Consider the following 14768-nt stretch of genomic DNA (forward strand, 5'->3'; position numbering starts at 1 on the left):
CGGTCATCCGGGAGAATGGACAGCATGAAACGCCGTCTCGTCGCCCTGCCCCTCGCCGCCGTCCTGCTCCTGGGCGCTGCGCCCGCGCTGACCGCGTGCAGCTTCCAGGGCGTCGTGAAGGATGTGTCGGGCGGCAACGTCGATCTGGGTGGCAAATCCGTCCCGGCGGACTTCCCGAAGGAGGTGCCGCTCGCCTCCGGCGACGTCGTGTTCGGCGCCGGCCTCGGCTCGGGCGCCGACAAGGTGTGGAACGTGACCGTCAAGGTCGAGAACGGCGACGCGTACACCGCCATCGAGAAGCAGCTCACCGATGCCGGGTTCACGGGTCAGTTCGGCACGCGCGGCCCGAACGGCGGCGGAACGGGCACCTTCAGCAACGGAACCTACGGTGTGCTCGTCGTCGTGACCGACGCGGGCAGCAACGGCTGGGTCGCCAACTACTCGGTGTCGAAGGGCAGCGCGCCGAGCCCGACGCCCTCGGCCGGCTAGGCGAAGAGTCCGGCCCCCACGTAGGAGCCCTCGTGCGCCCCGGGCGGGACGGCGAACACGCCGGACCCGACGTGGCGGACGTACTCGTTCATCAGGTCGTTCTGCGCCAGCCGCTGCTGGATCGGGATGAACTGCGTGCGCGGATCCCGCTGGAACGCGATGAAGAACAGACCGGCGTTGAGGCGGCCCAGCTCGTCGTTGCCGTCGACGAAGTTGTAGCCGCGGCGCAGCAGCTGCGCGCCGCCGTTGGTGGTGGGATGCGCGAGCCGCACGTGCGAGTCCGGGTCGATCGCGGTCCCGCCGTCCTTCGCGAGCGCCAGGAAGTTCGGATCGCTGAACTCGCTGCCGCCGGAGAGCGGCGCCCCCTCGCCCTTGTCGCGCCCGATGATGCGCTCCTGCTCGCCGAGCTGCTGGCGGTCCCAGGTCTCGATGACCATGCGGATCTTGCGCGCGACGAGGTAGGAGCCCCCGGCCATCCACCCCGCGCCGTCGCTGCCGGACGCCCAGACCTGGTCGTCGACCACGGTCTGGTCCTCCGACTTGATGTTGGCGGTGCCGTCCTTGAAGCCGAACAGGTTGCGCGGTGTCACCTGGGCGCGGGAGGTCGACGAGGTGCGGCCGAAGCCGAGCTGCGACCAGCGGATCGCCGCGCGCCCGAAGGCGATGCGCGAGAGGTTGCGGATGGCGTGGACCGCCACCTGGGGGTCGTCGCTGCACGCCTGCACGCACAGGTCGCCGCCGCTGATCGGTTCGAGCAGCGCGTCGCCGGGGAACCGGGGCAGGTCTACCAGCGCCGCGGGCCGGCGGGAGGCGATGCCGAACCGGTCGTCGCCGCTCGCGGTGCGGAACAGCGTCGGGCCGAAGCCGAAGGTCAGCGTCAGGCCGCCGGGCGGGAGGTCGAGCGCCTCGCCGGTGTCGTCCGGCGGTGCGTCCATCGGACCGGACGCCGGGCCGTACTTCCCCGCCGGGCGTCCCTGGGTCATGCGTGCCGCTGCGACCGTCCAGTCGCGTAGCAGCTCGATCAGCCCGTCGCGGTCGAGGCCGGGGGAGGCGTCGAACGCGGCGAAGTGGAGGCGGTCCTGCGCGGGCGTCGTGATGCCGGCCTGGTGCGGGCCGTAGAACGGATACGTCGTCCCCGAGCTCGCGGTCGCGCCGGCCACGGCGCGGTCGACCGCGACGCCCGCTCCCAGGCCGACGACTCCTGCGCCGATGGTCGCGCCGGCGAGGCCGAGCATCCCGCGGCGGGACAGGCCGGAGCGCCCGGCGACCTGTTCGGTCTCCGGGCGCTCCGTCTCCGGGCGCTCGGCGTCGTGGTGCTTCGTGCTCACGTGACTACTTGACGATGATCGAGGTCAGGTGGCTGAGCGGCTCGCTGAGCGCGTTGACCTGGTCGGAGAGCTCCTTCACCTGCTCGGTGCTGAGCTCCGTGTAGCTGACGAAGCCGTCCCCGGAGCGGTACTGCGCGAGCGTCTTCTCGATGGTCTGGAACTCGCCGTCGAGCTTGGCGACGACATCCTTGCCGCTGCTGCCCTTCTGCTCGGCGATGTCGCGGACGACGCCGTACGCCACCTGGGCGCCCTCGAGGTTCGCCTGGAAGTCCTGCAGATCGGTGTGCGAGAAGGCCTCCTCCTCACCGGTGATCTTCGATCCGGCGACCTCCTCCATCAGGCCGATGGCGCCGTTGGAGATCTGGTCGATCGTGAGGGTGAAGTCCTTGGCGTGCACGAGGTCGTACAGGCGCTGGGTGTCGGTGACGAGCTTGTCGGCGAGCTGCGTGCGCGTGGCGGCGTCGGACGGCGTGTAGCCGGCGGGAGCCCAGAGGTCCTTCTCGATACGGTGCCAGCCGGTCCAATCCTGGCCCTCGGCCAGGTCGGCCTCGCGCAGGTCGAGCGCCGGGTCGAGATCGCCGAACTGCTCGGCGGTGGGCTCGATGCGCTCGTAGAAGGAGCGCGCCGCGGCGTACTGCGCGCGGGCGGCCGCGTCGTCCCCGCCCGCGTAGGCGGCGGCGAACGTCTTGGTGGCGGTCAGCAGCGCGCCGGACTGGTCCTTCACGTAGCCGGTGTAGTTGGCGACGGCCTGGGCGACCTGCTTGCTCTCGCTCTGCGAGACCGTGGTGCCGGAGCCCGCCGCAACGGTGAACTTCGCGACGTGCGCCGGCTCGCCCACCATCCCGACGCGGCACGCCGAGAAGTAGTCGCCCTCGGCCAGCTGCACGACGTAGTTGACGGTCGTGCCCGGGCCGATGTTCTCCTTCTCGCCGACGATCCGCAGCTTGTCGGTGGCCAGCAGCTCGAACTCGTTCACGTCGGTGCCGGTGTTGGTCACCTGGAACGTGATCGGTCCCGCCTTCGCGGTGTTGGTGGACACCGTGCACGTGTCGTCGCTCAGCGTGACCGCGATGGCCTCGTCCGAGGCGGTGGCCTGGTTCGGCACGCAGCCGGTCAGCGCGACGGCGAGAGCGGCGGTCCCGGCGAGGGAGCCGGCGGCGGCCGTGAGGCGGCGGCGGGCCGGACGGGAGACGGGCGTGCGGGTGGTCGCCTGGCGCGATCGGGGCATGGGTGTGCTGTGCTTTCTCTCGTGGGGCGGCGAGGGGTCGGGAACGGGGCTGGAAGGGGAGATCAGGACGGGATCGGCGCGTGCGGCGCTGCGGCCGCGGTCGGCGTCGGAGCCGGCCGTTTCGCGGAGCGGTGCTGGCGGATGTAGAAGTATCCGACCACCGCGAGGTAGATGAACCACGCCGCGACCTGGAGGGCGGTCGGCGACGGGTTGAAGTTGAGGATGCCGGCGGCGAGGGTGCCGTACCAGCTGGAGGCGGGGATCGCCCGGCTGATGTCGTACGCGTGGACGCCGCCGCCGGGGAGCAGCCCGGCCTCCTGCAGGTCTCCGAGGCCGTAGGCGAGAACGCCGGCGGCGACCAGGATGAGGAAGGCGCCGGTCCAGGTGAAGAACCGGCCGAGGTTGATCTTCACCATGCCGCGGTAGAGCAGGAAGCCGATCACCGCGGCGGTGGCGATGCCGAGCAGGGCGCCGACCGCGGGCTCCCAGCTGCCGCCGGTGCTGGCGACGGTGGCCCAGACGAACAGCGAGGTCTCGATCCCTTCGCGCCCGACGCTGAGCATGGCGAGCACGACGACGCCCCAGCCCGCGCCGACGAGGGCCGAGTCGAGCCGGGAGTGGAGGGTGGACTTCATGCTGCGGGCCGTCTTGCCCATCCAGAACACCATCCAGGTGACGAACCCGACCGCGACCAGCGAGAGCGAGCCGCCCAGGATCTCCTGCGCCTGGAAGCTCATGCCGTACGGGCCCCAGGTGAGGACGGCCCCGATGCCGAGCGGGACGACGAGCGCGATGCCGACGCCGATCCAGAGTTTGGACAGCACGTCGGTGCGGCCGAGCTTGACCACGTAGGCCACCAGGATGGTGACGATGAGGGCCATCTCGAGGCCTTCGCGGAGGCCGATCAGGTAGTTCGCGAGCACGGGGGACCTTCGTCGGGGGAGGGGATGATGATTGGTAAGGCTAACCTTACCCAACCGAGCGTAGAGCACGCTCCTGGAACTGTCCAGATAGGATGCGAGGATGCTCAGCCGGATCGTCAGCGCCATCCTCCTCGTGCTGGCGGGAGCGGTCTTCGGGGCGATCGGGACGATCGCCCACCAGTACTCCGTGACCTGGGGGATCGCCATCCCGCTCGGTCTGATCGGCTCGCTCCTGGCCGTCACGGCGCTGCTCGTCGGTCTGCGGCTCCTCGGCCACAGCCGGCTGCCCGCGCTGCTGGCGGCGCTCGGCTGCATCGCCGTGATCCTCGTGTTCGCGCAGCAGAGCGCCGGGGGCTCCGTGCTCATCCAGAACGACCTCGCCGGACAGGTCTGGCTGGTCGGCCCCATCCTGATCGCGGCCGTCGTGATCGCGTGGCCCGACGTGAAGACCCGGCAGCCCGCCCGCGACGGCCTAAGCTAGAGGGACAGCTCCACCTGAAGGGATCCGATCCACTGTGACCTATGTCATCGCTCTCCCGTGCGTCGATGTGAAGGACAGGGCCTGTATCGACGAGTGTCCGGTCGACTGCATCTACGAGGGCGAACGGTCGCTGTACATCCACCCCGACGAGTGCGTCGACTGCGGCGCCTGCGAGCCGGTCTGCCCGGTCGAGGCGATCTACTACGAGGACGACCTGCCCGAGGAGTGGAAGGACTACTACCGCGCGAACGTGGAGTTCTTCGACGACATCGGCTCGCCCGGCGGAGCGTCGAAGGTGGGCGTGATCTCCAAGGACCACCCGCTGATCGCCGCGCTGCCGCCGCAGGCGCACTGACCCCGGCGCACCGATGACGAAGGAGCGCTGACGTGGCGCTGCAGGAGCTCCCGGACTACCCGTGGGACCAGATGGCGCCGTACGCCCAGCGGGCGCGGTCGCATCCCGGCGGCCTGGTGGACCTGTCGATCGGGTCGCCGGTCGACCCGACGCCCGATCTCATCCGCGAGGCGCTCGCCGCCGCGACCGACGCGCACGCCTACCCGCAGACCGTCGGGACGCCCGCATTGCGCGAGGCGATCGTCGACTGGTTCGAACGCAGGCGCGGCGTTCCCGGGCTGACGGTCGAGAACGTGCTGCCGACCATCGGCTCGAAGGAGCTGGTGGCGCTGCTGCCGTTCATGCTCGGGCTCGGCGACGGCGACATCGTCGTGCACCCGCGCGCCGCGTACCCCACGTACGCGATCGGCGCCGCGATGGCCGGCGCGACCGCCGTCGCGAGCGACGACCCGGCCGAGTGGCCAGAGGGCACGCGGCTGATCTGGCTGAACTCGCCGGGCAACCCGGACGGCCGCATCCTCTCGGTCGACGAGCTGCGCGCCGCGGTCGCCCGCGCCCGCGAGCTCGGCGCCTACCTCGCGAGCGACGAGTGCTACGCCGAGCTGGGCTGGGAGGCGCCGTGGGATGCGGAGCGCGTCCCGAGCATCCTCGACCCGCGGGTGATCGGGCAGGACCGCCGCGACATCCTGGCCGTCTACTCCCTCAGCAAGCAGTCCAACCTGGCCGGCTACCGCGCCGCCTTCGTCGCGGGCTGCCGCACGGTGGTGGCGCGGCTGGTCAACGTCCGGAAGCACGCCGGCCTCATGCTCCCCGCGCCGCTGCAGGCCGCCATGGTCGCCGCGCTCGGCGACGAGCACCACGTGGAGGCGCAGAAGGCGCGGTACCGCGCGCGCCGCGAGCAGCTGAAGCCGGCGCTCGAAGCCGCAGGGTTCCGGATCGACCGCAGCGAGGGCGGGCTCTACCTGTGGGCGACCGAGGGACGCGACGCCTGGGAGAGCATCGGACGGCTCGCCGACCTCGGCATCCTCGCCGGCCCCGGCCACTTCTACGGAGACGTCTACCCGGAGCACGTGCGGCTGTCGCTCACGGCGACGGACGAGCGCGTGGCCGCCGCGGCGGAACGCCTGCGAGCCTTTGGAGACAACCTCTAACGGGTCCGCGCGGCCTTTGCCCGATGCCGCAGTTGTCGCCGGCGTTCGTTAGGCTGTACCGGCACGGCCTGTCGAGCGGACGGCGCCGGGCAGCGCTGCCACGATCGGCGCGCACCTTTGACCACCCATATGGGCGACTAACCCACCAGGAGGCGTTGTGAGCGGACTCGGCACCGAGAGCACTGGCACCGAGAAGGCCGTATCGGAGGCCGACCTCGCGACGGCCTCGCTGACCTATCCGGGCGGTGTCGCCGAGTTCCCGATCCGGCCGAGCGTCGACGGAGCGTCGAGCATCGACTTCTCGACCCTGACGAAGCAGACGGGGCTGACCAGCCTGGACTACGGCTTCGTGAACACGGCGGCCACGCGCTCGTCGATCACCTACATCGACGGCGAGCAGGGCATCCTGCGCTACCGCGGCTACCCGATCGAGCAGCTGGCCGGGAACTCCACGTTCCTCGAGGTGGCGTGGCTGCTCATCCACGGCGAGCTGCCGTCGGCGTCGGAGCTGGCGGAGTTCGATGAGCGCATCCGCCGTCACACCCTGCTCCACGAGGACCTGCGCCGCTTCTTCGACGCGCTCCCGCACGATGCGCACCCCATGTCGGTGCTGTCGAGCGCGGTCTCGGCGCTGTCGACCTTCTACCAGGACTCGCTGAGCGTGCACGATCCGGAGCAGATCGAGCTCTCGACGATCCGTCTTCTCGCGAAGCTGCCGGTCATCGCCGCATACGCGCACAAGAAGAGCCTGGGCCAGGCCTTCCTGTACCCGGACAACTCGCTGAGCTTCGTCGACAACTTCCTGCGCCTCAACTTCGGCACCCTGGCGGAGCCGTACGAGGTGAACCCGGTGCTGTCGCGGGCGCTGGAGCGTCTGCTCATCCTGCACGAGGACCACGAGCAGAACGCATCCACCTCGACCGTCCGCCTGGTCGGGTCGACGCAGGCCAACCTCTTCGCCTCCGTCTCCGCCGGCATCAACGCCCTGTACGGCCCGCTGCACGGCGGCGCCAACGAGGCGGTCCTGCAGATGCTCGCCGGCATCCGCGACTCGGGCGAGAGCGTCCAGAAGTTCGTCGAGCGGGTCAAGAACAAGGAGTCCGGCGTCAAGCTGATGGGCTTCGGTCACCGCGTCTACAAGAACTTCGACCCGCGCGCCAAGCTCGTCAAGCAGTCGGCCGACGAGGTGCTCGAGGCCCTCGGCGTGCATGATCCGCTGCTCGACATCGCGAAGGAGCTGGAAGAGGTCGCCCTCGCCGACCAGTACTTCGTCGACCGCAAGCTCTACCCGAACGTCGACTTCTACACCGGCGTGATCTACAAGGCCATGGGCTTCCCGACGCGGATGTTCACCGTGCTGTTCGCGATCGGCCGCCTGCCGGGCTGGATCGCCCACTGGCGCGAGATGAATCTCGACCCGGCGACGAAGATCGGCCGTCCGCAGCAGCTGTACGTCGGCTCCCCGGAGCGCGACCTCGGCCGCTGAGCCGTGCGTCCGGCACCGAGTCGTGATCTGATGTCACCATTCGGTCCGGATTCGGACATCTGGTCACGACTCGACGTCATCGGAGACGAGGCACCGGCCGACGAAGGAGCGATGTGGGCGACGACACCCCCCGGCTGAGACGGCATCATCGCGTCCTGCGGGTGGTCGGCGGCGTCCTCGCTCTGCTGCTCGTCCTCGTGGTCGTCGCCGGCGGGGTCGGCGTGTGGACGATCACGCGATCGTTCCCGCAGACCGCCGGGACGGTGGATGTGCCCGGCCTCACCAAGCCGGTCACGGTCTACCGGGATGACGCCGGCGTTCCGCAGCTCTCCGCCTCCACCGCAGACGACCTGTTCCGCGCGCAGGGCTACGTGCACGCGCAGGACCGCTTCTGGGAGATGGACTTCCGCCGCCACGTCACGGCCGGCCGGCTGTCGGAGATGTTCGGTGCGAGCCAGGTGCCCACCGACACGTTCATCCGCACCCTCGGCTGGCGCCGCGTAGCCGAGCAGGAGGTGAAGCTCCTCGATCCCACCTCGCTGCGGTACTACCAGGACTACGCGGACGGCGTGAACGCGTACCTGAAGCAGCGGTCGGGCGCCGGGCTGTCGCTGGAGTACGCCATCCTCGGTCTGCAGAATCCGTCGTACAAGCCGGAACCGTGGACGCCCGCCGACTCCATCGCCTGGCTGAAGGCGATGGCGTGGGACCTCCGGTCGAACCTCGAGGACGAGATCGACCGCGCGCTGCTGGCGACCAAGCTGAAGCCGGAGCAGGTGGCCGAGCTCCATCCGGGTTACCCCTACACGGGCCACCCCACGATCACCGATCTCGGCGGCGGGAACCCGCAGACCGTGACGCCCGACGCCCGGCCCGGCGCTGTCGCCGACTCCGCGTCCGGCGATGCGGCGGCCGGGGATGCCGCGCTGCCGCCGACGGCGTACGCGTCGCAGCTGCAGCAGGTCGCGGCGAGCGTTGACCGACTGCCGCAGCTGATGGGTCCGGCCGGCGACGGCATCGGATCCAACTCGTGGGTGGTCGGCGGGGCGCACACCGCGAGCGGCAAGCCGCTGCTCGCCAACGACCCGCACCTCGGCGCCGCGCTCCCGTCGGTCTGGTACCAGATGGGCCTGCACTGCACGACCGTCGGGCCGGCATGCCCGTTCGACGTGTCCGGCTTCAGCTTCTCGGGCTTCCCCGGCATCATCATCGGCCACAACGACCGCATCTCGTGGGGGTTCACCAATCTCGGACCGGACGTCGCGGACCTGTTCGTCGAGAAGGTGACCGGAGACACGTACGAGTACGACGGCCAGCAGGTGCCGCTGGAGAAGCGCACGGAGCGCATCCGCGTGGCCGGCGGGAAGGACGTCACGATCACCGTCCGGTCGACGCGGCACGGCCCGATCGTCACCGACATCGGCGATGCGTACGCCGTGATCGCGAAGGACCAGGCCGGCAAGCTCGGCGTTCCGGCGCAGCAGTTCCAGCTGTCGCTGGCCTGGACGGCGCTCACTCCGGGGACCACGGCGAACGCCATCTTCGCCTTCGACACGGCCCGCGACTGGCCGAGCTTCCGGGCGGCGGCCGAGCAGTTCCAGGTGCCGTCGCAGAACCTCGTCTACGCGGACGTGGACGGCAACATCGGCTACCAGGCGCCCGGTCTCATCCCGACCCGTGCCGGCGGCGACGGCACGACGCCGCAGCCCGGGTGGACCAGCGCGTACGGTTGGACGGGCAGCATCCCGTTCGAGGAGCTGCCGTCGGTCTTCGACCCGCCGTCCGGGTACATCGTCACGGCCAACAATGCCGCCGTCGGGCCGGGCTTCCCTCAGCTGATCACGGCCGACTGGGATCAGGGCTACCGCGCCAACCAGATCGAGGTGCGGCTGAGTGCGCTGATGGGCGATGGCCGGAAGCTGACGGCGAAGGACATGTCGGCCATCCAGGCCGACACCTACGACGCGAACGCGGCGAACCTCGTCCCGGTGATCCGCGCGGTGGCGGAGAAGCCGGATGCGTCCGCCGACGTTCAGCAGGCGGCCCGCCTCCTGGCGGACTGGGACTACCGCGACGACGCCGACAGCGCGGCGGCGGCCTACTTCGCGGTGTTCTGGCGCGAGCTGCTGCACGACATTTTCGCCCGCAAGATCCCGGCGGCGACGGCGCCGAGCGGCGGCGACCGCTGGTTCAGCGTCGTCGGCTCCCTCATCGGCCGGCCCGATTCGCCGTGGTGGACGGACGCGGACCTCGGCATCACCGACCGCGACGCCATGGTCGCCTACGCGGCCGGCCGGGCGTGGAAGGAGACCGGGCGCCTGCTCGGCGGCGACGTGTCGTCGTGGCGCTGGGACCGCCTCCACACGCTCATGCTGAGGAACGCGAGCCTGGGGGAGTCGGGTGTCGCGCCGATCGAGGCGCTGCTCAACCGCGGCCCGTGGCACGTCGGCGGCGGCAGCAGTGTGGTGGACGCGATCGGCTGGGATGCGACGGAGGGGTTCGCGGTGCAGCGCGTGCCGTCGATGCGGATGGTCGTCGACCTGTCCGACTTCGACAAGAGCACGTGGATCAATCTCACGGGAGCGTCCGGTCACGCGTTCGACGCGCACTACACGGACCAGACGGACCTGTGGGCGGTCGGGAGGACCCGCCCCTGGCCGTTCACCCCGGCCGCCGTGAAGAAGGCCGCAGACCAGACCCTGACGCTGCGCCCGGCGCGCTGACGCGCGACGATTCGTGCCGAATGCGCCGCATTCGTGCCGAACGGCGCGCATTCGTCACGAATGGCGGCGGGGGATGCCGCTCAGGCGGAGGTGAGAGCCGCCCAGGCCATGCGCTCCAGGACAGGGCGCACGACCCCGGGGGCGACGTGCAGCGCTCCGACGCGCGCGGTGTGCGGCGTCGAGTTGAGGAGGCCGAAGGTGCCCTGCACGCGCACGCGCAGCTCGTCGTCGGCGAGAGCGGGCTGCAGGGCGCCGAGCACGCCCATCCACACCTCCACGTAGCGGCGCTGGAGCCGGCGGACCTGGCGGCGGGCGGCGTCGTCGAGCGCGTCGAGGTCGCGGTCCTGGACGCGGATGGTGTCGGGCTCGCCGAGCGCGAAGTCGATGTGGAATCCGATCAGCGCGCGCAGCGCCGTCGCGGCATCCGTCGCGGCCTCCTCGACCGCCTGACCGCCGGCGAGCAGGCGCTCGCTGACCCCGATCAGGAGCGCTCCGAGCACGGCCTGCTTCGACGAGAAGTGCCGGTACACCGCCGGTCCGCTCACGCCGACGGCGGCTCCGAGGTCTTCGATCGACACGCCGTTGAAGCCGCGCTCGGCGAACAGGGTGGCCGCGGCGTCGAGCAGCGCCGCACGGCGGTCGGCCTTGGCCTGGCTGCGCTGCGTCGGCCGCTCGAGGGGAGCGGCGGGGCTCGGCTGGGTCATCGTCCTCGATGGGGTCGGGCCGCCCGGTCGGCGACGCTGGACTTTTCGGTTAATGAACACTAACCTAAAAACCGAGTTAGTGACCACTAACCGGATGTCGACGACGACATATGGAGCAGCATGCCGACCCTGACCAGTGAGGCGTCCGCGACGGATGCCCGGTTCGAGCAGAACGACGCCGCCCAGCGCGAGCTCGTCGCCGATCTGCGGAGGCGGCTGGCCGTCGCGGCCGCCGGGGGCCCGGAGCGCGCCCGCGAGCGCCACGTCGCCCGCGGGAAGCTGCTCCCGCGCGACCGCATCGACGCCCTCCTCGACGAGGGCAGCCCGTTCCTCGAGCTGGCGCCACTGGCGGCGACCGGGATGTACGACGACGAGAGCCCGGCGGCGGGCGTCATCGCCGGGATCGGCCTGGTGGCCGGACGCCATGTGATGGTCGTGTGCAACGACGCGACGGTCAAGGGCGGCACCTACTACCCGATGACCGTGAAGAAGCACCTGCGGGCGCAGGAGGTCGCGCTGGAGAACCGGCTGCCCTGCATCTACCTGGTCGACTCGGGCGGCGCGTTCCTGCCGATGCAGGACGAGGTGTTCCCGGATCGCGACCACTTCGGCCGCATCTTCTACAACCAGGCCCGGCTCTCGGCCGCAAAGATCCCGCAGATCGCGGCCGTGCTCGGCTCCTGCACCGCGGGCGGGGCGTATGTGCCCGCGATGAGCGACGAGACGGTGATCGTCCGCAACCAGGGCACCATCTTCCTCGGCGGGCCTCCGCTCGTGAAGGCGGCCATCGGCGAGATCGTCAGCGCAGAGGAGCTCGGCGGCGGCGACCTGCACGCCCGCACCTCCGGCGTGGTCGACCACCTCGCGGAGGACGACGAGCACGCGCTCGCCATCGTGCGCGACATCGTCGCGACGCTGCCGCCGCCCGCCGCGCCCGCCTGGGCGGTGGCGGAGACGGTCGAGCCCGCGGCCGATCCGGCCGAGCTGTACGGCGTCGTTCCCGTCGACGTGCAGGCGCCCTACGACGTCCACGAGGTGATCGCGCGCATCGTCGACGGCAGCGGCTTCCACGAGTTCAAGCCCGAGTACGGCACGACGCTCGTGACGGGCTTCGCCCACATCCACGGGCACCCCGTCGGCATCGTCGCGAACAACGGCGTGCTGTTCAGCGAGTCGGCGCTCAAGGGCGCGCACTTCATCGAGCTGTGCGATCAGCGCGGCATCCCGCTGCTCTTCCTGCAGAACATCTCCGGCTTCATGGTCGGCCGCGACTACGAGGCGGGCGGGATCGCCAAGAACGGCGCCAAGATGGTCACCGCCGTCGCGACCGCTCGCGTTCCGAAGCTCACCGTCGTGATCGGAGGATCCTTCGGGGCCGGCAACTACTCCATGTGCGGGCGGGCCTACTCGCCGCGCTTCCTCTGGATGTGGCCGGCCGCCCGCATCTCGGTGATGGGCGGCCAGCAGGCGGCCAGTGTGCTCGCCACCGTCAAGCGCGACCAGCTGGAGGCGCGCGGCGAGGAATGGTCCTCCGGCGACGAGGCCGCGTTCCGCGCCCCGATCGCCGCTCAGTACGAAGAGCAGGGCAACCCGTACTACTCGACCGCCCGGCTCTGGGACGACGGGGTGATCGATCCGGCCGAGACCCGCACCGTGCTGGGCCTGGCGCTCGACGTCGTCTCCCGCTCTCCGCTGCCCGACACCGCCTTCGGGCTCTTCCGGATGTGATCGCGTGACCTCCACCCCCTTCCGCACCGTCCTCGTCGCCAACCGCGGCGAGATCGCCTGCCGTGTCATCCGCACCCTGCAGCGCCTCGGCATCCGCTCGGTCGCCGTCTACAGCGACGCCGACCGCGATGCCCCGCACGTTGCGCTCGCCGACGTGGCCGTCCGCATCGGGCCGGCCGCCGCGCGCGAGAGCTACCTCGACGTCGACCGGATCGTGGAGGCCGCCCGCCGCACGGGCGCCGAGGCCGTCCACCCCGGGTACGGCTTCCTGTCCGAGAATCCCGCGCTCGCCGAGGCGTGCGCGGCGGCCGGCATCGTCTTCGTCGGCCCCGGCGTCCACGCGCTCGAGGTCATGGGCGACAAGATCACGGCGAAGCACGCGGTCGCCGAGCACGACGTTCCGACGATCCCCGGCATCGCAGAGCCCGGGCTGAGCGACGACGAGCTGATCGCGGCCGCCGAGCGCATCGGGTTCCCCGTGCTGGTGAAGCCGTCGGCGGGCGGCGGGGGCAAGGGGATGCAGGCGGTGCGCGCCGCGGCGGAGCTCCCGGAGACGCTGCGGGCGGCCCGACGCGTCGCGGCCGCCGCGTTCGGCGACGACACGCTGTTCCTGGAGCGGCTGGTCGCATCCCCCCGGCACATCGAGGTGCAGGTGCTCGCCGACCGCCACGGCGGGATCGTGCATTTGGGCGAGCGCGAGTGCTCGCTGCAGCGCCGACACCAGAAGGTGGTGGAGGAGGCGCCGTCTCCGCTGCTGGACCTGGCGACCCGCGCGCGCATCGGCGAGGCCGCCTGCCGGGTCGCGGCGAGCGTCGGCTACGTCGGAGCCGGGACGGTGGAGTTCCTGGTGTCGGCCGATGCGCCGGACGAGTTCTTCTTCATGGAGATGAACACGCGCCTGCAGGTCGAGCATCCCGTGACGGAGCTGGTGACGGGCCTCGACCTCGTCGAGCAGCAGCTGCGGATCGCCGCGGGGGAGCCGCTGTCGTTCGCCCAGGCCGATGTGCGGCTGCACGGCCATGCCGTCGAGGCGCGGGTGTACGCGGAGGACCCGGAGCGCGGGTTCCTCCCCGCCGCCGGGCACGTGCTGGCGCTGCGGGAGCCGGAGGGCGACGGCGTGCGGGTCGACAGCGGCATCGTCGCGGGCATCCCGATCGTCACCGACTACGACCCGATGCTCGCCAAGATCATCGCCTGGGGCGATGACCGCGACGTGGCGCTCGCCCGGCTGCGCGGCGCGCTCGCCGGCACCAGCATCCTGGGCGCCGTCTCCAACCTCGCCTGGCTGGTTGGGCTCGTCTCCGACGACGACGTCCGCGCCGGGCGGATGGACACCACGCTGATCGACCGCCGCTTCGCCGAGCAGACGCCCGCGCCGGCGACGGAGGCGGAGCTCATCGCGGCCGCGCTGCTCGCGCACCGCGACCGGTGGCGGCAGCCGCCGGCCGGAGTCGGGGCGCTGTGGGGTGCGCCGACGGGATGGCGCCCCGGCCGGGCGCGCCCCGCGCGATACGACGTCGACGGCGTCACGGTGTCCGTCGGCGGACCGGCCGACGACGCGACCGTGCACGTGCTGCGGGATTCCGCTGGTGCTGCGCACGAGGATACGCACGAGGCGGCGCGCGCCGCGCCGCGCCGCGCGTCCCTCCGCCTGAGCGAGCCGGACGCCGCGGGGCGGCCCTCGGTCGCGCTCCTCGACCTCGACGGGGAGACCATCCGCTTCGACACCGCGCGCGACGGCGACACCGTCTGGCTGGCGCGCGATGGCCGTTCGCGCCCGCTGCGGCTGCGCGACCGCGCGACGCGGCTGGCCGAACGCCTGGCTGCCGTCGACCGCGGGACGCTCGCCGCGCATCCCGAGCTCCGCTCGCCGATGCCGGGGACCGTCGTCGCCGTCCCCGTCGGGACCGGCGCGCGCGTCGCCGCGGGCGACACGGTCGTCGTGGTCGAGGCCATGAAGATGGAGCACCGCCTGGTGGCGCCGGTCGACGGCGTCGTCTCGGTGCACGTCGCAACCGGCGACCTGGTCCGGCTCGACCAGCTCGTCGCCCGCGTGGACGCGGACGACGCGGGCGATTCCGGCGAGCCCAGCACCCTCCCCGACGTTCCGCCCCAGCAGGCGGACGCGGCGCCGACACGACCGGCTGCCGCACAGCGATAGTCACCACGAGA

Annotated in this window: 12 protein-coding genes; 8 read left to right on the forward strand and 4 right to left on the reverse strand. The window is 71.4% G+C overall.

Translation table 11 applies throughout. The features are described 5' to 3' along the window. The first annotated feature begins 24 nt into the window (after positions 1-24). A complete protein-coding gene (locus tag BLW09_RS05930) occupies positions 25-489 on the forward strand; it encodes a hypothetical protein (protein WP_089909752.1) in 465 nt (154 codons plus the stop codon). Here BLW09_RS05930 and efeB read toward each other — a convergent pair. The 3 genes from efeB to efeU all read right to left on the reverse strand — a co-directional run bounded on the left by efeB (position 486) and on the right by efeU (position 3968). Beyond that, positions 486-1817, reverse strand: a complete 1332-nt coding sequence (gene efeB, locus BLW09_RS05935; RefSeq protein WP_089909754.1) for an iron uptake transporter deferrochelatase/peroxidase subunit — start codon at positions 1815-1817, stop codon at positions 486-488. The genes BLW09_RS05930 and efeB overlap by 4 nt on opposite strands. A gap of 4 nt (positions 1818-1821) precedes the next feature. Further along, entirely contained in the window at positions 1822-3045 is a 1224-nt protein-coding gene (efeO, locus tag BLW09_RS05940; RefSeq protein ID WP_089909756.1) for an iron uptake system protein EfeO, read from the reverse strand. Positions 3046-3107: 62 nt separating this feature from the next. Next, positions 3108-3968 carry an iron uptake transporter permease EfeU gene (gene efeU, locus BLW09_RS05945; protein ID WP_089909760.1) on the reverse strand — a complete coding sequence of 287 codons (861 nt, stop codon included), beginning with the start codon at positions 3966-3968 and terminating at the stop codon, positions 3108-3110. A gap of 100 nt (positions 3969-4068) precedes the next feature. Here efeU and BLW09_RS05950 point away from each other — a divergent pair, with 100 nt between their 5' ends. The 5 genes from BLW09_RS05950 to BLW09_RS05970 all read left to right on the forward strand — a co-directional run bounded on the left by BLW09_RS05950 (position 4069) and on the right by BLW09_RS05970 (position 10164). After that, the gene (locus tag BLW09_RS05950; RefSeq protein ID WP_089909763.1) at positions 4069-4449 is read left to right on the forward strand and encodes a hypothetical protein; all 381 of its coding nucleotides are present in this window, start codon (positions 4069-4071) and stop codon (positions 4447-4449) included. A 34-nt stretch (positions 4450-4483) separates the two neighbouring features. Then, positions 4484-4804, forward strand: a complete 321-nt coding sequence (gene fdxA, locus BLW09_RS05955) for a ferredoxin (RefSeq protein ID WP_018191484.1) — start codon at positions 4484-4486, stop codon at positions 4802-4804. Positions 4805-4836: 32 nt separating this feature from the next. Further along, positions 4837-5955 carry a succinyldiaminopimelate transaminase gene (gene dapC / locus BLW09_RS05960; RefSeq protein ID WP_089909765.1) on the forward strand — a complete coding sequence of 373 codons (1119 nt, stop codon included), beginning with the start codon at positions 4837-4839 and terminating at the stop codon, positions 5953-5955. A gap of 157 nt (positions 5956-6112) precedes the next feature. Continuing rightward, positions 6113-7441 carry a citrate synthase gene (locus BLW09_RS05965; protein ID WP_089909768.1) on the forward strand — a complete coding sequence of 443 codons (1329 nt, stop codon included), beginning with the start codon at positions 6113-6115 and terminating at the stop codon, positions 7439-7441. A gap of 113 nt (positions 7442-7554) precedes the next feature. Beyond that, positions 7555-10164, forward strand: coding sequence for a penicillin acylase family protein (locus BLW09_RS05970; protein ID WP_197682052.1), 2610 nt, complete (start codon positions 7555-7557; stop codon positions 10162-10164). A gap of 80 nt (positions 10165-10244) precedes the next feature. Here BLW09_RS05970 and BLW09_RS05975 read toward each other — a convergent pair whose 3' ends face one another. After that, entirely contained in the window at positions 10245-10868 is a 624-nt protein-coding gene (locus BLW09_RS05975; RefSeq protein WP_089909771.1) for an SACE_7040 family transcriptional regulator, read from the reverse strand. Positions 10869-10988: 120 nt separating this feature from the next. On the opposite strand from BLW09_RS05975, the gene BLW09_RS05980 reads away from it, so the two are divergent. Both BLW09_RS05980 and BLW09_RS05985 read left to right on the forward strand, forming a co-directional pair. Next, positions 10989-12596, forward strand: a complete 1608-nt coding sequence (locus BLW09_RS05980; protein ID WP_089909773.1) for a carboxyl transferase domain-containing protein — start codon at positions 10989-10991, stop codon at positions 12594-12596. A gap of 4 nt (positions 12597-12600) precedes the next feature. Further along, positions 12601-14757 (forward strand): ATP-binding protein, encoded by a 2157-nt coding sequence (locus BLW09_RS05985; protein ID WP_089909777.1) that lies wholly within the window; start codon positions 12601-12603, stop codon positions 14755-14757. The last annotated feature ends 11 nt before the right edge of the window (positions 14758-14768 follow it).

The sequence above is a fragment of the Leifsonia sp. 21MFCrub1.1 genome (assembly GCF_900107895.1).
In the GTDB taxonomy this organism is placed as follows: Bacteria; Actinomycetota; Actinomycetes; order Actinomycetales; family Microbacteriaceae; genus Leifsonia; species Leifsonia soli.